The 24,708-nt window shown below is 70.9% G+C and carries 26 protein-coding genes; 11 read left to right on the plus strand and 15 right to left on the minus strand.

Annotated elements, in window-relative coordinates; all coding sequences use genetic code 11:
* The first annotated feature begins 118 nt into the window (after window positions 1-118).
* The gene (locus tag Hbl1158_RS08635; RefSeq protein WP_234296531.1) at window positions 119-1,432 is read left to right on the plus strand and encodes a HEAT repeat domain-containing protein; all 1,314 of its coding nucleotides are present in this window, start codon (window positions 119-121) and stop codon (window positions 1,430-1,432) included.
* Between the two features lie 60 nt (window positions 1,433-1,492).
* Here the strand turns inward: Hbl1158_RS08635 and Hbl1158_RS08640 are convergent, their stop codons facing one another.
* Complete coding sequence (locus Hbl1158_RS08640; protein WP_234296533.1) at window positions 1,493-1,732, minus strand: hypothetical protein; 240 nt, start codon at window positions 1,730-1,732, stop codon at window positions 1,493-1,495.
* Window positions 1,733-1,879: 147 nt separating this feature from the next.
* Between Hbl1158_RS08640 and Hbl1158_RS08645 the strand changes: the two genes are divergently transcribed.
* Window positions 1,880-3,607: a phospholipase D-like domain-containing protein gene (locus Hbl1158_RS08645; protein ID WP_234296535.1), complete on the plus strand. Its 1,728-nt coding sequence runs from the start codon at window positions 1,880-1,882 to the stop codon at window positions 3,605-3,607.
* Window positions 3,608-3,697: 90 nt separating this feature from the next.
* Here Hbl1158_RS08645 and Hbl1158_RS08650 read toward each other — a convergent pair whose 3' ends face one another.
* Window positions 3,698-5,614, minus strand: a complete 1,917-nt coding sequence (locus tag Hbl1158_RS08650) for an OB-fold nucleic acid binding domain-containing protein (RefSeq protein ID WP_234296543.1) — start codon at window positions 5,612-5,614, stop codon at window positions 3,698-3,700.
* Between the two features lie 174 nt (window positions 5,615-5,788).
* On the opposite strand from Hbl1158_RS08650, the gene Hbl1158_RS08655 reads away from it, so the two are divergent.
* Both Hbl1158_RS08655 and Hbl1158_RS08660 read left to right on the plus strand, forming a co-directional pair.
* On the plus strand, window positions 5,789-6,277 hold the full coding sequence (locus Hbl1158_RS08655; RefSeq protein WP_234296560.1) for a Mov34/MPN/PAD-1 family protein: 489 nt from the start codon (window positions 5,789-5,791) through the stop codon (window positions 6,275-6,277).
* Window positions 6,270-6,764: an FAD synthase gene (locus Hbl1158_RS08660; RefSeq protein WP_234296562.1), complete on the plus strand. Its 495-nt coding sequence runs from the start codon at window positions 6,270-6,272 to the stop codon at window positions 6,762-6,764. Before Hbl1158_RS08655 ends, Hbl1158_RS08660 begins: the two co-directional genes overlap by 8 nt.
* Before the next feature lie 26 nt (window positions 6,765-6,790).
* Here Hbl1158_RS08660 and Hbl1158_RS08665 read toward each other — a convergent pair whose 3' ends face one another.
* The 3 genes from Hbl1158_RS08665 to Hbl1158_RS08675 all read right to left on the minus strand — a co-directional run bounded on the left by Hbl1158_RS08665 (window position 6,791) and on the right by Hbl1158_RS08675 (window position 8,247).
* Complete coding sequence (locus Hbl1158_RS08665) at window positions 6,791-7,123, minus strand: hypothetical protein (RefSeq protein ID WP_234296564.1); 333 nt, start codon at window positions 7,121-7,123, stop codon at window positions 6,791-6,793.
* Between the two features lie 151 nt (window positions 7,124-7,274).
* Window positions 7,275-7,640, minus strand: coding sequence for a hypothetical protein (locus Hbl1158_RS08670; RefSeq protein ID WP_234296566.1), 366 nt, complete (start codon window positions 7,638-7,640; stop codon window positions 7,275-7,277).
* A 199-nt stretch (window positions 7,641-7,839) separates the two neighbouring features.
* Window positions 7,840-8,247, minus strand: coding sequence for a VOC family protein (locus Hbl1158_RS08675; protein ID WP_234296568.1), 408 nt, complete (start codon window positions 8,245-8,247; stop codon window positions 7,840-7,842).
* A 181-nt stretch (window positions 8,248-8,428) separates the two neighbouring features.
* Between Hbl1158_RS08675 and Hbl1158_RS08680 the strand changes: the two genes are divergently transcribed.
* Complete coding sequence (locus Hbl1158_RS08680; RefSeq protein WP_234296569.1) at window positions 8,429-9,202, plus strand: hypothetical protein; 774 nt, start codon at window positions 8,429-8,431, stop codon at window positions 9,200-9,202.
* 30 nt (window positions 9,203-9,232) lie between these two features.
* Here the strand turns inward: Hbl1158_RS08680 and Hbl1158_RS08685 are convergent, their stop codons facing one another.
* On the minus strand, window positions 9,233-10,117 hold the full coding sequence (locus Hbl1158_RS08685) for a tetrahydrofolate dehydrogenase/cyclohydrolase catalytic domain-containing protein (RefSeq protein ID WP_234296571.1): 885 nt from the start codon (window positions 10,115-10,117) through the stop codon (window positions 9,233-9,235).
* Between the two features lie 107 nt (window positions 10,118-10,224).
* Window positions 10,225-11,472, minus strand: coding sequence for a serine hydroxymethyltransferase (glyA, locus tag Hbl1158_RS08690; RefSeq protein WP_234296573.1), 1,248 nt, complete (start codon window positions 11,470-11,472; stop codon window positions 10,225-10,227).
* A 97-nt stretch (window positions 11,473-11,569) separates the two neighbouring features.
* On the opposite strand from glyA, the gene Hbl1158_RS08695 reads away from it, so the two are divergent.
* Complete coding sequence (locus tag Hbl1158_RS08695; protein WP_234296575.1) at window positions 11,570-13,654, plus strand: hypothetical protein; 2,085 nt, start codon at window positions 11,570-11,572, stop codon at window positions 13,652-13,654.
* Between the two features lie 18 nt (window positions 13,655-13,672).
* Here Hbl1158_RS08695 and Hbl1158_RS08700 read toward each other — a convergent pair whose 3' ends face one another.
* On the minus strand, window positions 13,673-13,864 hold the full coding sequence (locus tag Hbl1158_RS08700) for a hypothetical protein (protein ID WP_234296577.1): 192 nt from the start codon (window positions 13,862-13,864) through the stop codon (window positions 13,673-13,675).
* A gap of 150 nt (window positions 13,865-14,014) precedes the next feature.
* Here Hbl1158_RS08700 and Hbl1158_RS08705 point away from each other — a divergent pair, with 150 nt between their 5' ends.
* The 5 genes from Hbl1158_RS08705 (at window position 14,015) to Hbl1158_RS08725 (ending at window position 19,877) form a co-directional block, all read left to right on the plus strand.
* Window positions 14,015-14,833 carry a DUF5821 family protein gene (locus Hbl1158_RS08705; protein WP_234296579.1) on the plus strand — a complete coding sequence of 273 codons (819 nt, stop codon included), beginning with the start codon at window positions 14,015-14,017 and terminating at the stop codon, window positions 14,831-14,833.
* 78 nt (window positions 14,834-14,911) lie between these two features.
* On the plus strand, window positions 14,912-16,630 hold the full coding sequence (locus tag Hbl1158_RS08710) for a YcaO-like family protein (RefSeq protein WP_234296588.1): 1,719 nt from the start codon (window positions 14,912-14,914) through the stop codon (window positions 16,628-16,630).
* A gap of 99 nt (window positions 16,631-16,729) precedes the next feature.
* A complete protein-coding gene (locus Hbl1158_RS08715; RefSeq protein ID WP_234296590.1) occupies window positions 16,730-18,175 on the plus strand; it encodes a bifunctional UDP-sugar hydrolase/5'-nucleotidase in 1,446 nt (481 codons plus the stop codon).
* Between the two features lie 128 nt (window positions 18,176-18,303).
* Complete coding sequence (locus Hbl1158_RS08720) at window positions 18,304-18,756, plus strand: universal stress protein (RefSeq protein WP_234296592.1); 453 nt, start codon at window positions 18,304-18,306, stop codon at window positions 18,754-18,756.
* Window positions 18,753-19,877 (plus strand): biotin--[acetyl-CoA-carboxylase] ligase, encoded by a 1,125-nt coding sequence (locus Hbl1158_RS08725; RefSeq protein WP_234296600.1) that lies wholly within the window; start codon window positions 18,753-18,755, stop codon window positions 19,875-19,877. The genes Hbl1158_RS08720 and Hbl1158_RS08725 overlap by 4 nt, the downstream gene beginning before the upstream one ends.
* Before the next feature lie 3 nt (window positions 19,878-19,880).
* Here the strand turns inward: Hbl1158_RS08725 and Hbl1158_RS08730 are convergent, their stop codons facing one another.
* From Hbl1158_RS08730 to Hbl1158_RS08760, 7 genes are all read right to left on the minus strand, one after another.
* Window positions 19,881-20,327 (minus strand): universal stress protein, encoded by a 447-nt coding sequence (locus Hbl1158_RS08730; protein ID WP_234296602.1) that lies wholly within the window; start codon window positions 20,325-20,327, stop codon window positions 19,881-19,883.
* A 227-nt stretch (window positions 20,328-20,554) separates the two neighbouring features.
* A complete protein-coding gene (locus tag Hbl1158_RS08735) occupies window positions 20,555-20,821 on the minus strand; it encodes an elongation factor 1-beta (protein WP_222922314.1) in 267 nt (88 codons plus the stop codon).
* 2 nt (window positions 20,822-20,823) lie between these two features.
* On the minus strand, window positions 20,824-21,009 hold the full coding sequence (locus tag Hbl1158_RS08740) for an HVO_2753 family zinc finger protein (protein WP_234296611.1): 186 nt from the start codon (window positions 21,007-21,009) through the stop codon (window positions 20,824-20,826).
* A gap of 69 nt (window positions 21,010-21,078) precedes the next feature.
* The gene (locus tag Hbl1158_RS08745) at window positions 21,079-22,302 is read right to left on the minus strand and encodes a tripartite tricarboxylate transporter permease (protein WP_234296619.1); all 1,224 of its coding nucleotides are present in this window, start codon (window positions 22,300-22,302) and stop codon (window positions 21,079-21,081) included.
* A 223-nt stretch (window positions 22,303-22,525) separates the two neighbouring features.
* On the minus strand, window positions 22,526-22,876 hold the full coding sequence (gene rpl12p, locus Hbl1158_RS08750; protein WP_234296630.1) for a 50S ribosomal protein P1: 351 nt from the start codon (window positions 22,874-22,876) through the stop codon (window positions 22,526-22,528).
* Between the two features lie 18 nt (window positions 22,877-22,894).
* Window positions 22,895-23,947: a 50S ribosomal protein L10 gene (locus tag Hbl1158_RS08755; protein ID WP_234296632.1), complete on the minus strand. Its 1,053-nt coding sequence runs from the start codon at window positions 23,945-23,947 to the stop codon at window positions 22,895-22,897.
* Window positions 23,944-24,582: a 50S ribosomal protein L1 gene (locus tag Hbl1158_RS08760; protein WP_234296641.1), complete on the minus strand. Its 639-nt coding sequence runs from the start codon at window positions 24,580-24,582 to the stop codon at window positions 23,944-23,946. The genes Hbl1158_RS08755 and Hbl1158_RS08760 overlap by 4 nt, the downstream gene beginning before the upstream one ends.
* Window positions 24,583-24,708: the final 126 nt, after the last annotated feature.

The following is a 24,708-nucleotide window of genomic DNA, read 5'->3' on the forward strand; positions in this document are numbered from 1 at the left end:
AGTCGACCGAACGGCGAAGTCGACCGAACGATGGGGTCGCGCCCGCCACGTCGCGTCCGCGGTCGCGGCGGCCCGGAATATGGAAACGCCCTTGTAGCCGACACACCCATCGTCGGCCATGAGCGACGACGACCCGGCCGAGGAGTCAGGCGACCCCGAGGAGGCCGAGGAGACGGAACTCGTTCCCGAGGTGTCCGCGGAGGACCTCGACGCCCGGCTGGACGAGACCGCCGAGGCGCTCGAGGCCGCCGAGACCGAGGCCGACCTCGACGACGTGGAGGCCGACCTCGACGACATCGAGGCGGACCTCGAACGCGCCGACCTTCCGGAGCCCGACGAGGACGACGAGGACGCTGAGGATCCGCGCGAGCAACTGGAGTCGCGTCTCTCCGACCAGCGCGACGACCTCGCGGACCAGCGCGGCCCGTACGCGTCGGACGTGATCGACGGCATCGAGTCCGCGCAGGCGACGATCACCGATACGCGGTGGACGGAAGCCGGCGAGGCGGACCTCCCGGGCGTCGTCGACGAGTTCCTCGCAGCCGCGAACGATGCGCTCGACGCGGACCTCGACCGCACGGGCGACGACGACCCCGAATCGGTGGCCGACGCGCTCGACGACGCCGTGGCGGCCGTCGAGAACGCCGACCTCGACGCCGACGAGGACGACGAGACGATCGCCGCGCTGCTCGAGGCGACCGACGCGCTGGAGACGGGCGTCGACGACGCCGAGGAGTGGGACGACCTCGAGACCCACGAGCAGCTCCAGGCGCAGGGCTTCTACGACGTGCTCGGCCACTACAAGGACTTCCCGCCGGAGCTGGCCGCCCTGAAGGAGCACGAACAGCAGGGGAACGTCGACATGGTGCTGCTCGCGCTCGACTCGCTGCAGTCGGAGTTCATGGAGGAGAACTGCCTGGACGCGCTCACCCGCATGAACGACGACGGTGCCTTCGAGGCGATGCACCAGCGCGCGCAGAAGCGCGACCAGCCGGCGATCCGCGCGCTCGGGAAGATGGCGGCTGACGACGCCGTCGAGACGCTCGTCGAGTACGTCGACTCCGACTCGAACCCGACGCTCCAGAAGGCGACGTTCAAAGCGCTCGGCGAGATCGGCCACGAGGACGCGGTCCAGCCGCTGGCGAACAAGCTCGTCATGGACAACGACGAGGTCCGGCCGTACGCCGCCCGCGCGCTCGGCATGATCGGCGACACCCGCGCGGTCGACCCGCTGGCGGACGCCGCCGCGAACGACGAGGCCGACACCGTCCGCGCGGCCGCGCTGTGGGCGCTTCGGCAGATCGGCACCGAGGACGCGCTGGAGGCGGCCGCCGAGGTCGAGGAGGACCGCGCGTTCATCGTCCAGACCGAGACCGAGAAGGCCCGCGACGCCCTCGACGACGACGCCGAGGAAGCCGAGCCCGCCGCGTAACGACGCCGAGGGACCCGGCCGATCGCGGGTCCGGTACCTCTTACGGCCGCCGTCGCCGTCCTACAGGAGTTCGCCGACGAACAGCAGCGCGAACCCGAGCGAGACGAGCAGTCCGCCCGCGCGGCCCAAGATCGTGTGTTCTTTCACCTCGTTCGGCGCGATGTCCACGTCGTAGCTGTCCCACTCCTCCTGATAGCTGACGTACGACGGCACCTGGAAGAACTCCACGGCGATGAGGGCACCGCCGACGGCCCCGAGCGCCGCGCCGGCGAGTCGCACGCCCGCCCCGAGAGCGACCATATCCTGTCGCGCTCGCGTCGGGGCAAAAGCTCACCGGACCGCCGCGCCGCGTCGACCGCGTCTGAACCCCCCGGGCGACGACCGCACCGCGGGGACGATGACCGCGTGGCGAGGGTTCAAGTCGGATACCGACACCAGACCGTTGCGGTGTCACGCGCCGCCGTCGCCGTCGCGCTCGCGCTCTGTCTCACAGCGCTCGCTCCGGCAGTCGCTCCGGCGGGGGCATCGCCGAGCGCGTCGCCGACTGCGCCACCGACCGCGTCTCTCACCGCATCGGGCGAGTCCGGGGTGTCGCCGAGTGCGTCGACCGCGACCGACGGCCCCGGCCCGCGGATCGTCTCCCTGCTTCCGAACCCCGTCGCCCCCGACGACGCCGGCGAGTACGTGCGCGTCAGACTCCCCGCGGGCAACTGGACGGTGACCGACGGGGAGTCGTCGGTTCGGATCCACCAGCGTCAACAGGGGGCGGTCGTCGTGACCGCCGACGCGGACGCGCTCGTCGATCCGCCCCCGGGACGCGTGGCCGACGGCGGCCTGTCGCTGTCGAACGCCGGCGAGCGCGTCGCTTTGCGCCGCGGGGGACCGGACGGCCCGGTCGTCGACGCCGTGCGCTACGGTCGCGCGCCCGAGGGACAGCGGTGGGTCCGCGACGCCGATCCGCCGTGGCGACCCGTCGGCCTCGACCCGCGCGAGCCCGTCCCACTCGGTTCCGCGTCCGCGACGGCGTTCGTGCTCCCCGACGCCCCGGGGCCGGCGATCGAACCGATCCAGAGCGCCGAGGATCGGATCCTGTTGGCCGGCTACACCTTCGCCTCCGAACGGGTCACGGAGGAACTGATCGCCGCACACCGCCGGGACGTGAACGTCCGCGTGCTCCTCGACGGCGATCCAGTCGGCGGGGTCACGACCCGGCAGGCCCGGCTGCTCGACCGTCTCGTCGCTGCGGGGATCGAGGTTCGCGTCGTGACGGGGGCGCACGCGCGGGTCCGCTACCACCACGCGAAGTACGCCGTCGCCGACGACACAGCGGTCGTGCTCACCGAGAACTGGAAGCCGAGCGGCACCGGCGGAGCCGACAACCGCGGGTGGGGCGTCGCCCTCGAGTCGGCCCGGGCGGCGGCGGCGCTGGCGGAGCTGTTTCGATCGGACGCCGGGTGGATCGACGCGATCGCGTGGAACGACGTCCGCACGGACGGGTCGTTCACGCCGGCAGAGCCGGCCGAGGGAACGTACCCCGAGGAGCACCCGCCGTCGACCGTCCGGGCCGAACGGGCGACCCTGCTGACCGCGCCTGGCAACGCCGAGTCGGGCGTCGTCGCCGCGATCGACGACGCCGACGAGCGCGTCGACGTGCTCCAGCCGACGGTCGCATCGGGGCCGATGCTGTCGGCGCTTCGCCGTGCGGCCGAGCGCGGGGCGACGGTCCGGCTACTGGTGTCGAACGCGTGGTACGTCGCCGAGGAGAACGCCGCGCTCGTCGAGCGGCTGAACGACTGGGCCGACCGGGCAGGCGTCCCGCTGGAGGCTCGGGTCGCCGATCCCGGCGGTCGGTTCGGTGCGGTCCACGCCAAGGGCGTCGTCGCCGACGACACCGCGGTCGTCGGGTCGCTCAACTGGAACCCGACGAGCGCCCGCGAGAACCGCGAGGTCGCCGTCGCGTTGGAGGGCGAGGCGGTCGCCGGCTACTACCGCGAGAGCTTCGGAGCCGACTGGCGCGAGAGAGGAAGCGGGAACGGGCTCGTCGGCGAGACCGGGGTTCCGCCCGCGCTGGCGGTCGCCGCCGTCGGGAGCGCCGCCGGAGCCGTGCTGTACGCGCGGCGACGCATCGCGTTCGGCGACCCAGGTTCGGGCGACGATCGGGGGCCGATCGGCTGACGAGGGAGGCGGCTACGAAAGGTGATCGACGGGAGTGAGTCCCCGAGACCGTCGGTCGCTACCGCGGGGGCGGTTCCGTCGCCGGCGCGGTCAGTCGTCGAGATCGATCGTCGTCGACAGCTCCTCGTCGAGTTCGGCCTCGGCCATCTTCTCGACGAGCGCGTCGATCACGTCCTCGCGGCGACCCTCGACGAACTTGATCGAGCCGACGACGAGGTGCCCGCCGCCGGAGACGCCGCCGCCGACGACCTCCTCGTTCAGTTCGGTGACCATCCGCGGGATGTCGAGGCGCACGCCGTCGCTGCGAAGCACAGCGAAGTCGGGACCGTAGCCGATGGTGATCACAGGCTCGCCGGTCGCGCGCACCTTGCGGTCGTGGAGTTCGCCGGTGGTCTTACCCGGGGCGGGGTAGGTGAACCGCTTGGCGAAGTTCTCCAGGTCGATGCGGTACAGGTGGGCGTCGGAGTCGAGCCGCTCGTGTTCGACGTGCGGCTCGACGGCGTCGAGCTGTTCTTCCACGTCGGCGGCCGCGCGCGACGAGAGGAACTCCACGAGCTCCTCGTGGCGCGCCTCGTCGTCGCTACCCACGTCGAGGGCGTCGCCGACGAGGGTCTTGCCCTCGCTGTATCGAAGCCAGTGGGCGGCGTAGTCGAGCGCCTCGCCGATGTCCTCGATGTGCTCGCGGTCGTAGCCGGCGTCGGCCGCGAGCTCGAGGTACTCGTCCATCACCTCGGCCTTCGACCGGTCCGACAGCCCCGCGACCGCGGGAACGTGGCGTAGTTCGTCGGTCACCTCGGGGTCGATCATGCGCGCGAGCTCGACGCACATCATCCCCGTCGTGATCCGGTAGTCCTCGTCGTGGATGTAGGGGTTGACGTGGTGGTCGAGGAGGTCGTCGACGGCCTCGGGGTCCGGGTGGTGGTGGTCGACGACGGCGATCGGCACGTCGTAGTGCGCGAGGTTCTTGTAGGCGGGCACGTCCTCCTCGGTCGAGCCGTTGTCGAGCATCAGGAGGAACGGGAGCTTCTGTCCGTGGCGCGCGCGCCCCTCGAGCGCGAAGCTGAGGTCGCGGGTCACGTCCTCCATCTCGTAGTACGGAGCCTTGCTCGGGAGCCGCTTGAGGTTGTGTCGAGCGGCGTCGGTTCCCTCGTGAACCGATTCGATGTAGTTCTCCAGGGCCAACTGGACCGGGATCGCCGCGCACATCCCGTCGCCGTCGGCGTGGTGGCGGATGCGGATGGGCCGCCCCTCGAGCACAGTCCGTCGCAGCGTTCGCGCGAGGTCCTCGAGTTCCGGCCGAAGCTTCTCGAAGGCGTCCCAGCCCACGAGCGGGTCGACGGCCTCCGGCTCGGCGCGCTCGCTCAGCGCCTCGTCGAGGCGTTCGCGTGCTGCGTCGGCCGTGTCGCCGTCCAGCGCGTCGATGTCGGCGACCTCGAGCTGCGTTGCTCCCTCGTGTTTTTCGACGCTGCCGGAGATACGGACCACGTCGCCGATCTCCACCTCGGGGTACGCGCGAACCCCCGCCTCCTCGAAGGCGGCGGCCGCGAGCACGCCGGACTCGTCGGCGACGTGGAAGATCGTCGGACCGCCCGTCTGTTTGATCTGGACGATCTCCCCCTCGACGGTCACGTCCGAGCCGACCGACGCCTCGGAGACGAGGGTGATCTCGGGGTCGTGCTCGACGGAGAGCAGGTCGGCCTCGTCGAGACTCACGTCGGCGAGGTCGAACGACACGTCGCCGTTGTCCTTCAGTTCCTCCAGCAGGACGACCAGTTCGTCGCCGACCGCGAACGTCTCGCCGTCGAGGTTCGACTCGTGAAGCAGTCCCGAGACGTGCTCGGAGACGTCGACGAAGACGCCGTAGTCGACGACGCCGTTGACGACCGCACGGTAGCGCGCGCCGACCTCCACGTCGGTCAGCGTGCACGCGTCGTCGAGGTCGTGGACGGCAGGGCGGGAATCCCCCGCCCCGTTCGCGCCGGAATCTCCGGCGGCGGAATCAGTCATATCTCGTCGTGGGTGACGGCGGGTGTTAAGGGTTGTAGTATCGATCCAGTCCGTGAGACGGGCGCGCACGGCGGCGCGATTCGAGGGGTGTCGCTCGGTGGACGAGGGGGAGAGAGCTCCCCGTCGGTGACCCGCATCGACACGCTTAGTTGTCGTCCGACCCCAACGCATCCAATGCGACTGTTCCGGTCGAGCGAGCTGCTCGGCATCGCCGCCGAGACGCTGACGTTCGCGCTGGAGGCCTCTCGGGACACCCACCCGAACGAGTACATGGGGTTCCTCCGCGCGACCGACGCCCGGGACCTGGGCCTCGACCGCAGAGGGCAGGTCATCACCGACGTGCTCGTCATCCCCGGCACAACGTCGACGCCGGAGTCAGCGACCGTGCGAGAACACATGAAACCGAACTCCTCGCGTGCGGTCGGGTCGATCCACTCGCACCCGAACGGGGTGCTTCGTCCCTCCGACGCCGACCTCGCGACCTTCCACGCCGGCGAGGTGCACGTCATCATCGGCGCGCCCTACGAGCGCGACTGCTGGCGGGCGTTCGACTCCGACGGCGACCCGCGCGACCTGGACGTGATCGACGTGGCGCTGCCCGACGACGAGGCGTTCTTCGACTTCGACCAGACGGACATCGACGCGGAGCTGTACGATGAGTGAGGACGCGGGGTACGCCGCCGACAGCGACGGCGACGAGGACCGCGACGGGGGGGACCGAGCGCGAATCGCGCTCGCGCAGGGCACGTTCGACATCCTCCATCCCGGCCACATTCACTACCTCACGGAGGCGGCCGCCCGCGGTGACGAGCTTCACGTGATCGTCGCCCGCGGCGAGAACGTCACGCACAAGCCGAAGCCCGTGTGCCCCGACCGCCAGCGCCGCGACGTGGTCGCCGCGCTCGACGTGGTCGACGAGGCGCACCTCGGCCACCACGAGGACTTCTTCGTTCCCGTCCGGGAGATCGACCCCGACGTGGTCGTGCTCGGGTTCGACCAGCACCACGACGAGGACGCCATCGCCGACGCGCTCGCGGCCGAGGGGATCGACGCGGCGGTGACTCGCGCCGACGGCCGCGAGCCCCGCTACGAGGGGGAACTCCTCTCGACAGGCGACATCATCGATCGGCTGCTCGCCCAGCGAGGGTGAGTCGCGATCGGCGGATCGGGACCCGCTCACTCGCGCTCCAGCGTCGCCCGCCATCGGTACAGCGGCGCGGCGGTGACCGCCACCAGACCGACCGCGACGGCGACGACGGCGGCAACCCGAAGCGTCGGCGCGTCCGCGATCGTCGACCGGAGCACCGCCGGGGTGCCGGCCGCGAGCAACACAGCGCCGACGGCCCAGACGCCGAAGGCGGTTCGCGTCGCCGCGGCCGACCGCTCGTCGTCGTCGCCGACGCGGACGTGGACGGCGACCAGCCCGATCCCGGCGGCGAACGCGACGCCCGCTCCCGCCAGCGCCAGCAGGACCGTGATCACGGCCGCGGTCGGGGACGCGCCGGTCACGGTGAGATCACGTCCGAGTACCGCGCCGAGACGGGCACGGCGATGGAGACGGGCACGAGTCGTGTCCTGTCACGGATGTTATAAAAATGTGCCGGGGCGACGAGCGTGTTCGGGGCACCCGGATCCGGCCGATCACCGAGGGAGTACCCGTTCACTCCACCTCCGCGTTCGTCGGCGCTCTCTTTCGAGCCGTGAGTGGCTGGCGAGAGACGAGTTCACAGTCGAAGGCGGGGTGCTCGGTGAGGTGCCTGACGAGCAGGTGCCGCCGGCCGCCCGTGAGGCCGTTCCGGCCGACCGTCTCGGCGTCGAACTCCCGCGGGAGTCGGTCGTACAACCGTCGGAGCGCGGCGAATCGCTTGAACACCTTGCTGTGCCCGGCTGAGTCCGCAGCGCGCCGTTCGACCACGTAGCTCCCGTCGGGACGGTGTTCGCCTGCTGTGTGGAGGAACTCCCGGCACTCGGTGAGCGCGTCCGCGAGTCCGTCTCGGAGCGCTATCGCCGCCTCGCGAGAGAGCACGCGCTCGTCGCCCTCGAGGGAGATCGTCAGCCGTTCGCCGTCGGCGGTCGCCGATACCGTCGGACGGTCGTCGTGAGAAGCGTCGCTACCGTCGAATTTCGCGGCCAGCCGCCTCGCGGCGACTTGACCTATCCTCGCGCGTCGGTGGTGCCGACATGCAGCCAACCCTTGCGACGCACCCGGTATAAGTCCGCCGGCGTCACTCGACGTGTTCGATGAGTTCGACGATGGTGCCGTCGGGGTCGAGCAGGAACGCGATCCGGAGGTCGCCGAAGCGGTCGGGGCCCATCACCCAGTCGACGCCCGGGTGGTCGGCGTCGATCGCCTCGCGAGCGGCGACCACGTCGTCGACGACGAATCCGAAGTGGAGCACCCCCGTCGGCATCGGCTCCACGTCGCCGGTCGCCTCGTAGGGGGCGCGATCGAAGACGTACACCCGCTTGTCTGCCACCTCCAGAGCGACGTGCTCGACGGCGGTCGCGCCCTCCCCGTCGTCAGCGCTGCCCCGCTCGATGATCGTCCCGTCGAACGCATCCGCGTAGAACGCCGCCGTGGCGTCCAAGTCGTTCGCTTTCAGCGCCACGTGGAAGAACGAATTCGGTGTCACGACCGGGGCATCGGTCTCCGGGACCAAGGCGTTGCCGGCGGGACGGACGGGAATCGGCGGCGACAGGAGCCGCGACCGCGGCTTCCGACCACGACCCGCGACGCCCGATCGCGACCCGGACCCGCGACCGCGACGCCCCGGCGACGAGGCGCTTTTCACCGTACCGCCGGTAGGGCGTGACATGGAAGTCCGCGGGGAGCGCGAGTGCACCGAGTGCGGCACCCGGTGGTCGTACTTCGAGACGGGGAGCGTCGAGTGCCCGGAGTGCGGGAGCCTCCGGAGCGTCGGCACGGGGGAGCGTCGCGAACACACCGACGCGCCGGCGGAGTTGGACCTGACCGCGGTGTTGGCCCGACTCGACGACACGCCGCTCGACGACCTCGTCGACGAGATCAAGACCGGGTGCCGGTCGTACCTCCGGAAGCGCGGGTTCATCCGCGGCGGCGACCTCGCGCCGCTGGACGACGCCTACCTCGCGGCCGCCGAACTCCGCCACGCGGCCGACGTGTACGGTCGACTCGCCGATCCCGGCGGCGGTCGGGCGGACGCGACCGTTAGTGAGGGCGGCCTCGAAGGGACCACTCCGGGCGTCACCGACGACGAGGAGTGGTACCTCACGAGCCTGCTCCGCGCGGCCGACACCGGCGAGCGTCCCGACACCGACGAGGTGCCGCCTCGAATGCACGAGGCGCGCGGGCTCGCGGCCAGCGAGGCAGTACTGGAGTACCGCACGGACGTAGTGACGTATCTCGAGACTCACCCGGACCCGGAAGCGAGTCGGACGCTCGGCGCGATCCGCGACCGCGCGAAGCGGATCGACGCGCTGGGGGGCGACGTAGTGCCCGCGGAGGCGGACGCCCTCGTCGCCGCCGCCGGCGAGTTGGGTCGATACCTCATCGCCGGCGACGCAGAGGCGCTGGCGAGCGCTCGCGAGCGACTCGATCGGATAGAGTAGAACCGGGATCGGGTCCGCCCTCCCGCCGACTCAGGGAAGTTCGACGGCCACGTCGTGCTGCTCGCTCGCCGCCTTGACCGTGTTGTACAGCAGCATCGCGCGCGTCATCGGGCCGACGCCGCCGGGGACCGGCGTGATCGCGTCCGCCTTGTCCGCGACCCCGTCGTAGTCGACATCGCCGACGAGGGTCGACTCGCCGTCGCGCTCGACGCGGTTGATCCCCACGTCGATGACGGTCGCGCCCTCGCTCACCATGTCGGCGGTGATCATCTCGGGCACGCCCGCGGCGGCGACGACGATGTCCGCGCGGCGGGTGTGGCTCGCGAGGTCGTCGGTCCGCGAGTGACAGACCGTGGTGGTGGCGTTGCCGCCCGAGCCGCGACCGAACAGGAGGTTCGCCATCGGCTTGCCGACGATGTCGGAGCGACCGACGACGACCGCCTCCGTCCCCTCGGGGTCGACGTCGGCGGCCGCGAGCAGGCGCTGGATGCCGTGGGGGGTGCAGGGCTTGAACCGGGGGTTGCCGGCGACGAGGCGGCCGACGTTCTCCGGGTGAAAGCCATCCACGTCCTTCGCGGGGTCGACCGAGCGCAGGACGCGTCGGGTGTCGACCTGGTCGACGACTGGCATCTGAACGAGGATGCCGTGGACCTCGTCGTCGGCGTTCAGCTCGTCGATCGTGTCGTACAGTTCCTCGGCGGGCGCGTCGTTGTCCACGTCCACGTGGATCCCCCGCATCCCGACCTCCTCGCAGTCGTTCTGCTTCATCGAGACGTACGTCTCGCTGGCGGGGTCGTCGCTCATCAGTACGGTCGCCAGCGCGGGGTCGATTCCCTCCGCCTGCAGCGTTTCCACGCAGTCGGCGACGCCGTCTCGGATCTCGGCGGCGACGGCGGTGCCGTCGATATCGGTCATGCTCGATGGACCGGCGGCGAGGCGTAAGTATCCTCGGGTTCGTGCACAACAGAAGGATAAAATACGACTGAATGATCGAGAACGTGGATCGGACCGCGCAGCGCGACTTACCGGTACAGCGGGTTTTCGTCGGTGAGTTCGCCGACGCGCTCGCGGACTGCCGCGATAACGCTCTCGTCGTCGACGTTGTCCACGACCCGGTGGATGAGGTCGCCCACCTCGCGGCAGTCGGCCTCGTCGAAGCCGCGGGTGGTGAGCGCGGGCGTCCCGGCGCGAATGCCCGAGGGGTCGAACGGCGAACGCGTTTCGCCGGGAACGGTGTTCGCGTTGAGGACGATTCCAGCGTCCGCGAGGGCCTCCTCGGCGTCGCCGCCGGAGGTGTCCGGATGCGACTCCCGCAGGTCGACGAGCACGAGGTGGGTGTCGGTGCCGCCGGAGACGATCTCGAAGCCGTTGTCGGCGAACGACTCCGCCAGCGCCTCGGCGTTGGCGACGACCTGCTGAGCGTAGTCCTCGAACTCCGGCTCCAACGCCTCGCCGAAGCCGACGGCCTTGCCCGCGATGTTGTGCATCAGGGGGCCGCCCTGTCCGCCGGGGAAGACGGCGGCGTCGACATCGTCGGCGTGTTCCTCGTCGCATATGACGATGCCGCCGCGACCCGCGCGGATCGTCTTGTGGGTCGAGCCCGTGACGAAGTCGGCGACGCCGACGGGCGAGTCGTGGACGCCGGCGGCGACGAGGCCGGTGATGTGGGCGATGTCCGAGAGGTGGTAGGCGTCGACCGCGTCCGCGACCGTCTGGATGCGCTCCCACTCGACCTCCCGCGGGTACGCGGAGTAGCCCGAGACGATGATGTCGGGGTCAAACTCGTCGGCCTGTTCGGCGAGCGCCTCGTAGTCGATGTAGCCCGTCTCGGGATCGACGCCGTACTGCTCGACCTCGAACAGCTGGCCGGTGAAGTTCGCCGGATGGCCGTGGCTCAGGTGACCGCCGTGTTCGAGTTCCAGCGAGAGGATCCTGTCGCCCGGATCGAGGACCGCGAGGTAGACCGCCATGTTCGCCTGCGTGCCGGAGTGCGGCTGGACGTTGACGTGTTCAGCTCCCCACAGCTCCTCGGCACGTTCGATGGCGAGCTCCTCGACCGCGTCGGCGTACTCGCAGCCGGCGTAGTAGCGCGCGCCGGGATAGCCCTCGGCGTACTTGTTCGTCAGGGCGCTCCCCTGCGCCTCCAGCACCGCCTCGGAGACGTGGTTCTCCGAGGCGATCATCGCCAGCGTGTCCTCCTGTCGCTGCACCTCGCCCGCGAGCGCGTCGGCGACGGCGGGGTCGGTCTCGCGTACCTCCGGATACTCCATACCGAGACTGGGGTCAGCGAGGACAAAAAGCCACCCGTACCGCCGCGGGGCGACGCCGATAGGGCTAAATGTTGCCACGTCGGAGTACGGCCAGTTGATGAGGGTGGAGCCTGTCGAGGACGGGCTGCGCGCGGTCGACGCCGCAAAGCACTCGATCACGGTCCGAACCGAGGACTGGGAGGACAGCGGCGCGTCCACCCCACCGTCGCTTCCCGACGCCCTCGCGGACCTCGACGTGAACGCCGTCCGCCGCCCCGACACGATCGTCACGGGGAGGACCGCCGCCCTGGAGTTCCCGCCCTACTACCTCATCGCGACCGACATCGACACCGGCGAGACGTACGACGTGGGTCCACATCGGACGCACACGTCGCTTCCGGCGGCCACGTACGTCGTCCGGCTCAACGGAAACCCGCTGGTGTACGTCGCCTTCGAGGGTGCCTGCGAGCTGACGCTGCGCGGCTACGAGTCCGCGCGGCTCTCGTTTCCCGAGCCCGCGAGCGTCGCCGTCGGCTTCACGTCGTCGGTGCAGTCGGACGCGGCGACCGTCACCGTCGAGCGCTCGCCCGAGGGGGTCGCCGCGGCGCTCTCGGCGCTGTCCGCCGGAAACCGAACGACGACCGCCGATCGGTCGTTCCCCTCGATGCGGGGGCATCCCCCGCTGATCGAGTTCGGCGAGGAGCGACGGTTCCCCGACGAGGTGGCCGAGCGACCCGAATCGAACGTCGAGGTCGTCGTTCCGCCGTCGCTGGATCGACTGCTGCCGGTCGCGCCGCTCGCGACCTACCTCGACGCGACCGTCCGAGTCGAGGCCGACACCGACCCGCGGGTGACCGCCCCGGGAGTGTCGCGGTCGCTGCCGACCGACGACGGCTTCGCGGCGGCGGTCGCCTCGCTGACCGAGCGGACGTTCTACCTCGACTGCGTCGTGCGGACGGCCGGTCCCTACAGCGGTCCGCTCGACACCGAGTGGGTGCTCGACGAACTCGGGCTCGACGCGTCGGCGCTGTACGGCGCGCCGATCGGCGACCGGCTGGCGGCGTATCTCGACGCCGACTTCGACGCGGTCGCCGACGCGTTCCCGGAGTGGCACCACACGCTGTACGTCGAGCCGAGCTACGAGCACGTGCGGACGCTCCCGTACGTCGTGAACGGGCTGCCGCACGTGTTCGAGCCGCGGTCGACGCCGCTCGACGACGAGCGCTGGCTCAGTCGCTCGCTCAGCGACGTGTACCGGGGCGCGACCGAGGCCGCCAGCGTCGACCTCGTGGACCCGAGACTGGGCCCGGGAACGACCCACGGCTGGCTGGCGGACGGCGTTCCGATCGACGTGTACAAGACGCTCCCGGAGGCGTACGAGAACCGGGACGACTACCTCGACGAGTCGGTCGACGCCACGCGAGTCACGGCCATCGTCAACGACCGGGAGATGCGGACCGAACACGACGACGCCGCCGCGATCTACCGCCGGAAAGCCGACCGGCTCGACCTCGACGTGACCGTCCGGGAGTTCCTCACCGTCGACGAGTTGGCGTCGGTGTTCGAGTCGCGGACCGACTTCGTCCACTACATCGGCCACTGCGAGACGGACGGGCTCACGTGCGCCGACGGCTACCTCTCGGTCGACCAGATCGACCGCTCTCGCGCGCAGACCTTCTTCCTCAACGCCTGCGGCTCGTTCCACGAAGGGGTCGAACTCGTGCGAAAGGGCAGCGTCGCGGGCGGCGTGACGTTCAACGAGGTGCTCGACAGCCAGGCGGCCACAGTCGGCACGTCCTTCGCCCGACTCATGACCAACGGCTACTGCATGGAGCGCGCGCTCGACCACTCGCGCCGGCAGATCATGACCGGCAAGGACTACGCGGTCGTCGGCGACGGGACCCACCGACTCACCCAGTCGACGGCGCTGGCTCCGGCCGACATCGAGGTCTCGATCGAGGGCGACGAGTACCGCGTCACCCACACCGCACAGAACCCGCACAAGGCCGGCTCCGAGCACCAGTGTATCGTCCGAACGGACGGCCAATTCGCGCTGACCGGCACCCGCGAGGAGTACCTCGTCGACGAGGCGGACCTGCGGGAACTCGTCGAGAACGCCGACGGACCGATCATCGTCGAGGGACGCGTCTACTGGCCGGACCGGCTGCTCGCGACCGACGAGGTCCGCGACGTTGTGAACTGAGCAGCGGGGACGCGCCCGTCAGGGCCCGTCGTTCGTCCGCGTCGTTCCCTCCGGTTCCACGAGGAAGTCGGTCGACTCGGCGGCGGCGGTGTCGCCGGCCAACAGGAGCACGACCAGCATGCACAGCGTCAGTACCGCCCGAGGATGCCGGGAGACGGCGGCCGCCGGTTTCGTGCTGGCGATGCGCTTGCGGAACGATGTTCGTTCCATGACCATTGTACACACGGCACAGGTATTAAAATACACGACTGATCGTCGTTCCGTACACGCTGATTCGCATCGTATTCTCGTCGCAGAGCGCTTGATTCCTTGGAATTCCCGTTAGTATTAAATATGTACCGAGCGGAGTCGTAGGTAGCTATGAGCGAGAACCTCTTGGAGCGAACCACGGCGGACGTGCTTCGGTCGATACTCGACGAGGCGACCGGCGACCTCGTGGTCGTCGATCCGAACGGAACGGTCATCGAGTCGCTGGTCGACATCGCCGTCGACTACGACGGCGACCTGCCGGCGCTGAACGTGCTGGCTGACGACCGGCTTCTGAAGGACGTGATGGACGACTTCCTCGTCGCCGCCGACGCCGCCGACCTCGTCGACGACGGCGGGATGGCGCTGCGCGAACTCGACGGCGACGCCGACAACACGCTCCTCGTCGGCGAGGACGAACTGTACGCGGTCGTCGCCGCGGACGAGCAGGTGGCGGCGCTGTCGGCCGACGACGACGAGTTCATCGCCGACGCCTACGAGACCTACCGCGGGCGCTTCGACGACGCGGAGCGGTTCAACCTCCGGACGCCCGCCATCTCCCGGATCCGTACGACCCTCGACGAGGACATCGGCGAGGCCGTCCGCGCGGACTTCGACGGCGTGCTCGAGTCGCTGGAGACCGCCCGCGGCGACGGCGACGGACTCGACGAGGTGACGATCTCCCTGCTCGTCGCGGCGAAGAACGACGTGCTGCTGTACGACATCAGCAAGTGGGGCGAGGACGTGGGGATCGCCTCGAAGGCGACGTTCTCGCGCACCAAGACCCGCCTCGAGGAGATGGGACTCATCGACACCGAGAAGGTGCCCATCGACGTGGGTCGCCCGCGGCTGCGCCTGAAGCTCGGCGACGACAGCCTGCGCGACGCCGACAGCGGCGAGCTCGCGAGCGTCGCCCACCGAATGCTGAACTGAGACAGGCGTCGGCGGGCGGCCGAACGCGAACCGCCGGAAGCGACCACCTTTTTGTACGAATCACCCCACCAGCGGCGCATGGACATCGCCATCGTCGGTCCCGACCCAGCGGCGGCGGCCGCCAGCGAGGCCCTGGCCGACATCGAGGCGAACGTGATGCCGGTCGAGGCGAGCCTGCTCGACGGCTTCGACCTCGCGGTCGTCGTCGGAACGACCGGCGACGACGCCTTTCGGACGGCGACGCGGCTCGTCGACGACTGGGTCGCCGTCGAGATCGGCGGCATCGGCGGCCGAGCGATCGACGGGGTCGACGCCGCGGTCACCGCATTCTCCGCGGACTCGGGCTGTTACGACTGCCTGCGCGATCGAGTGAACGCGAACGTCCCCGCCGGCGACGCCCCGCCACAGGGGACCCGAAGCGCGGTTCGCTTCGCCGGCGCGCTCGCCGGTCGACGGGCCATCCGACACCTCTCGGGCGAGGCGGTCGCCGGGACGGTCACCGAGGTCGACGGCCCCGAGCGTCGGTTCCTCCCATCTCCGGGGTGTGACTGCACGGGGGAGCCGGCGGGACTGGAACTGCGCGAGACCGACTCCCCCGTCGACCTCGACGACGCGGTCGACCGGATGGACCGCGCGGTCGACGACCGGGTCGGGATCGTGACCGAGGTGGGCGAGCGGGAGTCGTTCCCGGTGCCGTACTACATCGCCCGGACGACCGACACCGCGGCGTTCGCCGACGCCAGGTGCGCGGAGTTCGCCGCGGGCGTCGCCGCGGACTGGGACGAGGGGTACGCGAAGGCGATCGGGGAGGCGTTGGAGCGGTACTGCGCCGGCGTCTACCGGGCCTCGGCGCTTCGGTCGGCTCCCACGGAAGGCGTCATCGACGCCGTTCCGGTCGACCGGTTCGTCCGACCGCCGGACGCGGAGACGCCCGACCCGGACGAGCGGATCCCGTGGGTGGACGGGATCGACCTCCGGTCGAGCGAGTCGGCGTCGCTGCCGGCGGAGTTCGTCCTGTTCCCGCCCCCGGCCGAGCGGTTCGCCCCCGCGATCACGACCGGGCTCGGCCTGGGGAACTCGACGGCCGAGGCCGTGCTGTCGGGGCTGTACGAGACGGTCGAGCGGGACGCGACGATGCTGTCGTGGTACTCGACGTTCGAGCCGATGGGGCTGTCGGTCGACGACGAGCGGTTCGCGGCGCTGCGACGGCGCGCCGCCGCCGAGGACCTCACAGCGACTCCCCTGTTGCTCACGCAGGACGTGGACGTGCCCGTCGTCGGCGTCGCCGTCCACCGCGACCCCGAGTCCGGCGAGTGGCCGCGCTTCGCCATGGGGTCGGCCGCGGACCTCGACGCCGCCGCCGCGGCGACTGACGCGCTCGCGGAAGCGCTGCAGAACTGGATGGAGCTTCGCGCGATGGGGCCCGAGCAGGCCGCCGGAGAGGAGGGAGCCATCGGCGCGTACGCCGAGTTCCCCGAGCGAGTCCGGGAGTTCGTCTCCCCCGACGTGACGTTGTCGGCGGCGGACGTCACCGACGGCGACGCTGCGGAACTGTCCGGCGTCGCCGAGGTCGACGCCCTCGTCGATCGGCTCGACGCCGCCGGCCTCGACGCCTACGCCGCCCGGCTCACGACGCGCGACGTGGCCGCGCTCGGCTTCGAGGGCGTTCGCGTCCTCGTCCCCGAGGCGCAGCCGCTGTTCACGGGGGAGGCGTTCTTCGGCGACCGGCTGGAGACCGTCTCGGCGTCGATGGGGTTCGAACCGGAGCCGGAGACGGCGTACCACCCGTTTCCGTAGCGACGCGAGGGCTCGCGCCGGTCGCGCGAGTCGGCCACCCGTCGGTCGATCGAACCCGGAGCGTTCTTGGCCGCCACCCCACACGACACAGCTACCCGAATGCCCCGATTCGTCCACTACTCGGACATCGAGAACGTCTACGACGACCCCGAGCGCGCGGGGCGACTCGCCGGACTCATCACCGATCTCGACGGGCCCGACGCCGCCGTCGTCGGCTCCGGAGACGACACGGCCCCAGGCGTCGCGGCGACGGTCTCGTCGGGACGCCAGGCGGTCGACTTCTACCGCGCGATCGACACGGACGTGGAGACGTTCGGCAACCACGACTTCGACTTCGGGGGCGACGCCGCCCGCGCGGTCGTCACCGACTCCCCGCAGACGTGGGTCTCGGCGAACGTGTACGACGAGGACGGCGAGCGGTTCGCCGAGGCCGAGGGCGTCGTCCCGTGGACCGTCGAGCGCGTCGACGGCGACCGCGTGGGCTTCTTCGGCGTCACCGACCCGGCGACAGACTCGCTGAATCCGATGGCCGCCGACATGGAGTTCACGGACCCCTACGAGGCCGCCCGCGAGGCCGTCGCCGACCTCCGCGCCGAGGGCGTCGACCACGTGGTCGCCGTCTCGCACCTCGGCGGCGGCGACGACGACCTCGCCGCCGTCGACGGGATCGACCTCGTGCTCGGCGGGCACGTCCACAGCGAGCGCGTCGAGACGGTCGAGGAGACGCTGTGCACCCGTCCCGGCGTCAATGGCGAGACCGTGCTGGAGGTCGCCCTCGACGACGACGGCGCGAGCGTCACCCGTCACGGTCCCGCGGACGCGCCGGTCGACGAGCGGGTCGCCGACGGCCTCCGCGAGCGCATCGCGGCCGCGGGGCTCGACCGGGCGGTGGGGCGCGTCGACGAGCCGATCGAGCGCTCGGAGGCGACCGTCCACGGCGGCGAGTGCCGGATCGGCAACGTCGTCGCCGACGCGTACCGGTGGGCCGCCGACGCCGACGTGGGGCTGCAGAACGCCGGCGGGCTCAGGCTCGGGCACGACCTCGCGGGCGAGGTGACGGAGGCGGACCTCCTCTCGGTGCTCCCGTTCGAGGAGCCGATCGTCGTCGTCGAGGTGACGGGCGCGGAGCTGTTGGACGCCTTCAGGCAGATGTCCGCGGCCGTCGTCGACTTCGGCGAGGAGGACTGGTGGCACGGCCATCTCAGCGGCGCGCGCGTCGTCTGGGACGACGATCGCGAGGTGCTCGTCGAGGCGACCGTCGCCGGCGACCCCGTCGATCCCGAGTCGCTGTACCGCGTCGCCACCCCGGAGTACATTCTCCACTCCGATCACGAGTTTCCCGTCATCGGCCAGCGACACCGCGCCGGCGAGCACGGGATCCAACACGAGGTGCTGGCCGAGTACGTCCGCGAACACGGGATCGACCCCGAGATCGAGGGACGGATCCGCCGCGTGTCCGGCGACGAGCGCCCCGGGATCGACTCCCCTGGCGGGGAACCCCGAGCGTCCGGAACGACCGGCGGGGACGCCGGCGGCGATGAGTGACGCCGGCGGCGATGAGTGACGCCGGCGGCGACGGGTGACGCCGGCGTGACAGGGGTCGGAGCGACGAGACCCGAGCGAGGCCGGCCGGGAGAGAAGTGTTTACCCGCCCTCGCGTCGACTACTCGACAATGACGCTGGTCGTCGTCCCGGTGCGATACCCTCTCTCGAACCACTCACTGGCGACGCTGTCGGAGGCGATCCGGATCGCCGACGAGCGCGACGCCGAACTGACCGTTCTTCACGTCGACCTCTACCAGGACGGAAAGGAAGTCACGCGGACGGACCTCAAGCGAGCCGTCGAGCGGGAGTTCGGTCGGCTCCCGCAGATCCGGTACGTGGTGCGACGGGGCTTTCTCGTCGAGGAGACCATCCTCGACGAGGTCGCCGCCGAGGCCGCCGACGTGGTGGTCATCGGCGCGAAGCAGGCGAGTCGCTGGCGGCGGACCATCCAGCGGCTGTTCTCCGACCCCGACATCGAGTCGTTCCTGAAGGGCAAACTCGACGCGACCGTCATCACCGTCCGTCCGGACGGCGAGACCGGCGGGATCGCGTCCGCCGACGGCGGGAACGACGAGCGATGAGCGGCGACGGGGACGCGAACGACGACGGAAACGCGGGCGACGACCGTGACGAGCGAACGGATCGGGACGCCGACGGCGGTCCCGATCGCCGCGACCGCGGCCCCGACGGGGTCGGTCTCCCGGCCACCCGACGGGCGCTCCTCGACGCGCTCGCGGACGGTCCCGTCTCCGGGCCGACGCTGGCCGACCGGCTGGGCGTCTCGCGGGCGGCCGTCTGGAAGCACGTCGAGGCGCTCCGGGAGGCGGGTCTCGCCGTCGAGAGCGGCGACGAGGGCTACCGCGTCGGCGACGCGTCGGGCTACTCGGGGGCGGCGATCGCCCACGGACTCGACGCCCCGTTCGCCGTCGAGTACCACGACAGCATCGGCTCGACCAACGACCGCGCGCGCGAGTTGGCGGGCGACGGCGTCGCCGACGCGGTCGTCGTCGCCGACGAGCAGACCGCCTCGCGGGGGCGACTCGACCGGGAGTGGTCGTCGCCGCCGGGCGGCGTGTGGCTGTCCGTCGTCTGTCGGCCCGACGTGCCGCCGGCGCACGCGCCCGCCTACACCCTCGCCATGGCGGTCGCGGTCACGCGCGCCTGCCGCGAGGCCGGCGTCGACGCCCGGATCAAGTGGCCCAACGACGTGCTCGTGGGCGACAGCGACGACCCGGACGACGGCGGAGCCGCCGCGAGCGACTCCGGTGGGGGGGACGCGGGGCGCGGGGGGCGGAAGCTGTGCGGGATCCTCACCGAGATGGAGGGTGAGGCCGACCGGGTCTCCTGGCTCGTCGTCGGCGTGGGCCTGAACGCGAACGTGGCGATCGGGGACCTCCCGCCCGACGCCGGCGCGACGAGCCTGCTCGCCGAGCGCGGCGAGCCGGTCGATCGTCGATCCCTCGTCCAGCGAGTGCTCGAAGAGTTTCACGCCCTCCGCGGCGACCTCCGCGGGGCGGTGTCGACGTGGGAGGAGTACGCCGACACCGTCGGCCGACGCGTCCGGGTGGACACCCCGGGCGGCGTCGTCGAGGGCGAGGCCGTCGGGATCGAGTTCCCCGGCGCGCTCATCGTCGACGCCGCCGACGGGAGAACGCGGGTGACGGCCGGCGACTGCGACCACCTCCGACCCGTCGGGGAGTGAGCCTCAGTCGTCGCCGGCCACGCGGACGGTGAGTACCGGCACCGACGACCCGCGGACGACCTTCTCGGCGACGCTCCCGAGCAGCAGGCGGTCGATCCCGCCGCGGCCGTGGGTGCCCATCACGATCAGGTCGCAGTCGTTCTCCTCGGCGTAGCGGACGATCTCGCCGCTGGGCGAGCCGTCGATGACGGCGGTCTCGACCGGGACGTCGTAGTCGTCGCCGAGCGCCTCCACCAGCGAGACGGCGTCCTCGGCGTCCTCCCTGAGCATCTGGTCGATACCCTCCCAACTCGACTCCATCGGCATCCCGGCGTACGACGCCGAGTTGACGACGTACAGCGCGTGGACGGTCGCGCCGTGCTGGACCGCCAAGTCGACGGCGTGACGGACCGCGCGCTCGACGCCGTCGGAGCCGTCGGTCGGGACGAGGATCCGGTCGTACATCCCCATGTGAACGTCTGTCGTAGCTCATATCCCCGCCCGCATTAAGCCTTCCCACGATCGAACCGTCGTCTCGCGGTTTCCCTTTTCGATTCGTAACGGGCGGGCGGAACGATCCGGAGACGGCTCGGGCGTGGCTCGGAGGGATCCGGAAGGAGTCTGGGACTGAGCCGGGGCTGGTCGGGGACGAGAGCGGCGGCGAAAACGGGACCGACTGCGTCGATCCTCGATGCGTTCTAGAGGCGGCCGACTTCCTCGACGCTGACGGACTCGACGCCCTCGACGCCGGAGAACGACTCCTCGACGGCCTCGGTGCCGCCGGCGTCGTCGGGGACGACGACCATCGGCAGCAGGGCGACCAGGCCGAACGCCACGTCGTCGCGCTCGACGTTACGGATCTCCGCGCCCTGCGGAAGCGACTCCTCCAGTTTCTGCTGGAGCTCGTCGAGGTCGATGTCGGGGCTCTGCGGCATCACCTTCATCTTGGCTGCGACCTTCCCCATCGTCAGGGCCCTCGGAAGCCGCAGTCGGGACACTCATAGAGGTTGCTCTGCTTTCGGCACTTCGCGCAGCGACTGATCTGCGTACCGCAGTCGGGACAACTGAACGTCGCCGCCGCGGTCCCCGCGACGTTGATGCCACAGGAGACGCAGCGCCGCTCCGAGCGCTGGTCCGGCTCTGACTGACTCATACGGCTAGAGACCGGCGCGCGGTTTTTAACGGTTGTCTTTCGACCGGCCACGCTCGCGACCGGTCCGATTCACGCGAGGATCAGCGGCCCGAGCAACACCCCCATGAGGTGAACCCGTCGACAGCCGAGGCGAACCGGGACGAAGCCGACGGCCGCGGCCGCCACGAGCGTCACCACGCCGAACGGTCCCGCGAACAGCAACGACAGCACGACCAGCCCCGTGAGCACCGCAGCGACCAGCGGTCGGTACGGGAGCCGGCCGACCGCCCGCAACGCCGCCTCGCCGACGGCGACGACAGCGACGACGCCGACCGCGCCCGCGACGACCGTCGCCGCGAGCAACGGCGGGAGCGTCGCCGGGACGCCGGCGTCTCGCATCGCGACGAGCACGCCCGATCGGGGGGCGTCGAAGGCGACGAGCGCGAACAGCGCGAACACCGCCGTGGCCGTGTTCGCCCCGCTGGTCGCGACGACGTACTCTCGGGCCGGATCGCGTCCCCTCGTCGCCGGCAACGCCAGCACGGCCGCGACGCCCGCGGAGACGCCCGGGAGGTACCCGACGGCCGCACCTCCGCCAGCGCCCGCGGCGGCCGCGCCGGTCACCTCCCGGGGCGACAGTCCAAGCCGCGCGTCCGCCTGTGGGGGAACGCCGTCGCCGCCGAGTGCGTCCGCGAGGACGGGCACGCCGAACAGCCCCGCGAACAGCGGCGCGAGGATCCCGCCGGCAGCCACCAGCGGATCCGTCGGCGCGTCGAGCGTGACCGCCCCCAACGCCGTCGCGAGCGCGAACGACGCCGTGCCCGCGATCCGGCGACGATTCGTCGCCTCGGTCACCACCAGCGCGAGCGCGACGCCGCCCAGCACGACCGGGAGCCACGCCCGAAGGTACGGGTAGGCCACCCGCATCCCGGCGGTGACGGCGACCGCGAGCGGGATCGACCCCGCGAGCGCGACGCCCGACCCGATCGCCGAGAGCCGCAGCGCCTCCCGACCCCGACCCTCGGCCACGAGACGGTGCCCCGGGAGGGCGGCGGCGGCCATCGCGGCGTCGGGGACTCCAAGCGCCAGCGACGGCACCACGTCGAGGAACGTGTGGACGATCCCGGCCGAAAGCATCGCACAGCCGAGGGGAAGCGGCGGCGCGTCGACGGCGGGCGCTGCCGCCGCCAGTAGGAACGCGAAGTTGTTCGCGTGCAGCCCCGGCAACAGTCCGCTGCAACAGCCGAGCGCACACCCCGCGAGCGTGTACGCCAGCAGCGTTGCGCCGACCGACGGGACCGTGAGCGAGAGCACCGCGCGGGAGTGGCACCGTCATCCTACTTGAACGCTCGCCGGCGGCTCCCCGTTGCCCGTGGCGACGACTCCCCACCCGTCCGCGAGCGGCGTCCCGGTGCGGCCCGGTGCGGCCCGGTGCGGTCCGGTGCGGCCCGGTGCGGCCGCTTCCGGTGCGGTCGCGGCGTCGAAAGAAGTGCGATCGGTGGTCGAGTCGACGGCGTCGAGGTGAGCGTCGCCGGCGTCAGCCGAAGAGCTCGCCCAGGCCCTCGCCCGAGCCCTCGTCGTCGTCATCGTCGTCGGCGGCCTCCTCGGCCGCCTCCTCCTCGTCGGCCTCGTCGTCGCCGTCGTCGGCGTCAGCCTCGGCCTCGTCGGCCGAACCGCCGGCGGCACCGCCGGCAGCGCCCGCGGCGGGCGCGGCGGCGGCCGTGTCGATGGCCTCCTCGATGTCGACGTCCTCCAGCGCGGCCACGAGGGCCTTCACGCGGGATTCCTCGACGTCGACGCCGGCGGCTTCGAGCACCGCCGTGACGTTGTCCTCGTTGATCTCCTCGTCCGTCTCGTTCAGGATGAGTGCAGCGTAAACGTATTCCATGGTCCTGTGTAGTGTGTCTTATCCGAACATCTCGCCGAGGCCCTCGGCTCCGTCGCCGTCGTCGTCATCGTCGTCGGCGTCCGCGGGCTCGGCTTCCGTGTCCTCGTCGTCGCTCGATTCGTCCGTCTCCTCCTCGGTATCGGCCTCGGCGGCCGGCTCGGCCGCGGGGGCCTCGACGCCGCGGAGCTCCTCGGGGAGCGCCTCGTCGTCGTCGATGGCCGCCGCGAGCGAGCGCAGCTGCGCGTCCGCGCGTGTCACGAGGTCGGGCATCAGCTCCTCGTCCTCGATGGCGGCGAACAGGCCGACGGACTTCGCCTCGCCGGCGGCCTTGCCGAGCAGGGTGCCCGCTGTGCGGGCGGTCGGGTAGGCGGCGTTGACCGAGAGGTTGCGCGCCGCCGCCGCGGCGGACTCCACGTCCGCGCGGTACTCGTCCACGTCGATGGCCAACTCGTCGGGCTCGAACAGCACGCCGTCGGCGAAGACGGCGCGAAGGTCGAGTCCGACCTCCTTGGGCTCGATGCCGAGTTCGCCGAGCACGTTGGCGAGGTCGGCCGACACCGCCTCGCCCGCGTCGAGCACGTGCGAGTCGGACATGACCTTGATCGACCCGCCGTCGATCCGGGCGTCCGCGCCGACCTGCTGGAGGTCGCCGACGAACGGACCGGGGTCGACCCCCGTGTCACCCTCGGGGATGACGATGTCGTTCGGGGCGACCTCTCCCGCGCCGATTGGCGCGGAGGTCTTCGACGCCTCGAGCTGCTTGTACAGCCCGAAGGAGTTGTCGTTGGTCCCGATGAGGCCGACGTGGCCCGAGACGAACTCGGTCAGGTCCCCGGCACCGACGCTCGCCTCCTCGAGCGCGCGCTCGATGAGGGTGTTGCGCGACATCCGCAGTTCGGCCTGCCCGTGCAGGTCGCGGCGCATGTCCTGGAGCTGCCGGCTCGGAATGCCCGTGAGGTCGACGACGCCGACGGCGTCGTACGACTCGACGAACTCGACGAGCTCGGCGACCTCCCGACGCTTCCACTCCGGGATGGTCTCGGTCTTGCGCTCCTCGGCGGAACTGCTCATACGGGCACCTCCACGGACGGCCCCATCGTCGTCTTGACGTAGATGCCGTCGAGGTTGAGCGGCCCCTTCTCGAGGTCCGCCTCCAGTCGCCGAATGATCACGTCGATGTTGTCGCTGATCTCGTCGGCGCTCATGTCCTCGGCACCGACGCGCGTGTGGAACGTGCGGCGGTCCCCGGACCGGATCTGAACGGTGTTTTTCATGCGGTTGACGGTTTCGACGACGTCGTCGTCGGGCTGGAGCGGCGTCGGCATCTTGCCGCGCGGCCCCAGGATGCGCCCGAGGTTGGACGCGACGTCCTGCATCATGTCGGCCTCGGCGATGAAGAAGTCGGTTTCATCGGCGAGATCCTTGGCGTCGTTCTCCTCGGATGCGAGGTCCGAGAGGTCGTCGCCCGACAGGACGTCGTCTGCGACGTCTTCCGCACGGAGGGCTGTCTCACCCTCCGCAATGACGACGATCTGTGTCTCCTGGCCGGTTCCGGCCGGGAGCACGACTTCGTCGTCGACTCGATTCGACGGGTCGTTGAGGTCCAAGTCCCGAAGGTTGATCGCCAAATCCACGGTCTCGCGGAAGTTGCGAGGGGGGGCGTCCTCCAGTGCTTGGGATACTGCGTCCTCGATTGAATCTGCCATTTTTCACCTCCGTAGTACGCAGGAATGCTCCTACGGGTCAGTGAAACAGGCGTACGCCTGTCTCACCGTGGAATCCACCCACGCGACACTTAAGACCGTCGAAGGGACGAGGAGCGCGAGAGCCGT

Origin of the sequence: Halobaculum sp. CBA1158 (assembly GCF_021431925.1) — an archaeon.
In the GTDB taxonomy this organism is placed as follows: Archaea; Halobacteriota; Halobacteria; order Halobacteriales; family Haloferacaceae; genus Halobaculum.

What these genes read in the sequence shown, in the direction of transcription:
- Hbl1158_RS08710 (WP_234296588.1), top strand. Translation starts at nt 14,912, where the DNA reads ATGGACATCGCCATCGTCGGTCCCGACCCAGCGGCGGCGGCCGCCAGC.
- Hbl1158_RS08705 (WP_234296579.1), top strand. Translation starts at nt 14,015, where the DNA reads ATGAGCGAGAACCTCTTGGAGCGAACCACGGCGGACGTGCTTCGGTCG.
- Hbl1158_RS08740 (WP_234296611.1), bottom strand. Translation starts at nt 21,009, where the DNA reads ATGAGTCAGTCAGAGCCGGACCAGCGCTCGGAGCGGCGCTGCGTCTCC.
- Hbl1158_RS08730 (WP_234296602.1), bottom strand. Translation starts at nt 20,327, where the DNA reads ATGGGGATGTACGACCGGATCCTCGTCCCGACCGACGGCTCCGACGGC.
- Hbl1158_RS08755 (WP_234296632.1), bottom strand. Translation starts at nt 23,947, where the DNA reads ATGAGCAGTTCCGCCGAGGAGCGCAAGACCGAGACCATCCCGGAGTGG.
- Hbl1158_RS08715 (WP_234296590.1), top strand. Translation starts at nt 16,730, where the DNA reads ATGCCCCGATTCGTCCACTACTCGGACATCGAGAACGTCTACGACGAC.
- Hbl1158_RS08650 (WP_234296543.1), bottom strand. Translation starts at nt 5,614, where the DNA reads ATGACTGATTCCGCCGCCGGAGATTCCGGCGCGAACGGGGCGGGGGAT.
- Hbl1158_RS08655 (WP_234296560.1), top strand. Translation starts at nt 5,789, where the DNA reads ATGCGACTGTTCCGGTCGAGCGAGCTGCTCGGCATCGCCGCCGAGACG.
- Hbl1158_RS08680 (WP_234296569.1), top strand. Translation starts at nt 8,429, where the DNA reads ATGGAAGTCCGCGGGGAGCGCGAGTGCACCGAGTGCGGCACCCGGTGG.
- rpl12p (WP_234296630.1), bottom strand. Translation starts at nt 22,876, where the DNA reads ATGGAATACGTTTACGCTGCACTCATCCTGAACGAGACGGACGAGGAG.
- glyA (WP_234296573.1), bottom strand. Translation starts at nt 11,472, where the DNA reads ATGGAGTATCCGGAGGTACGCGAGACCGACCCCGCCGTCGCCGACGCG.
- Hbl1158_RS08635 (WP_234296531.1), top strand. Translation starts at nt 119, where the DNA reads ATGAGCGACGACGACCCGGCCGAGGAGTCAGGCGACCCCGAGGAGGCC.
- Hbl1158_RS08695 (WP_234296575.1), top strand. Translation starts at nt 11,570, where the DNA reads ATGAGGGTGGAGCCTGTCGAGGACGGGCTGCGCGCGGTCGACGCCGCA.
- Hbl1158_RS08660 (WP_234296562.1), top strand. Translation starts at nt 6,270, where the DNA reads ATGAGTGAGGACGCGGGGTACGCCGCCGACAGCGACGGCGACGAGGAC.
- Hbl1158_RS08735 (WP_222922314.1), bottom strand. Translation starts at nt 20,821, where the DNA reads ATGGGGAAGGTCGCAGCCAAGATGAAGGTGATGCCGCAGAGCCCCGAC.
- Hbl1158_RS08685 (WP_234296571.1), bottom strand. Translation starts at nt 10,117, where the DNA reads ATGACCGATATCGACGGCACCGCCGTCGCCGCCGAGATCCGAGACGGC.
- Hbl1158_RS08700 (WP_234296577.1), bottom strand. Translation starts at nt 13,864, where the DNA reads ATGGAACGAACATCGTTCCGCAAGCGCATCGCCAGCACGAAACCGGCG.
- Hbl1158_RS08760 (WP_234296641.1), bottom strand. Translation starts at nt 24,582, where the DNA reads ATGGCAGATTCAATCGAGGACGCAGTATCCCAAGCACTGGAGGACGCC.
- Hbl1158_RS08720 (WP_234296592.1), top strand. Translation starts at nt 18,304, where the DNA reads ATGACGCTGGTCGTCGTCCCGGTGCGATACCCTCTCTCGAACCACTCA.
- Hbl1158_RS08725 (WP_234296600.1), top strand. Translation starts at nt 18,753, where the DNA reads ATGAGCGGCGACGGGGACGCGAACGACGACGGAAACGCGGGCGACGAC.
- Hbl1158_RS08640 (WP_234296533.1), bottom strand. Translation starts at nt 1,732, where the DNA reads ATGGTCGCTCTCGGGGCGGGCGTGCGACTCGCCGGCGCGGCGCTCGGG.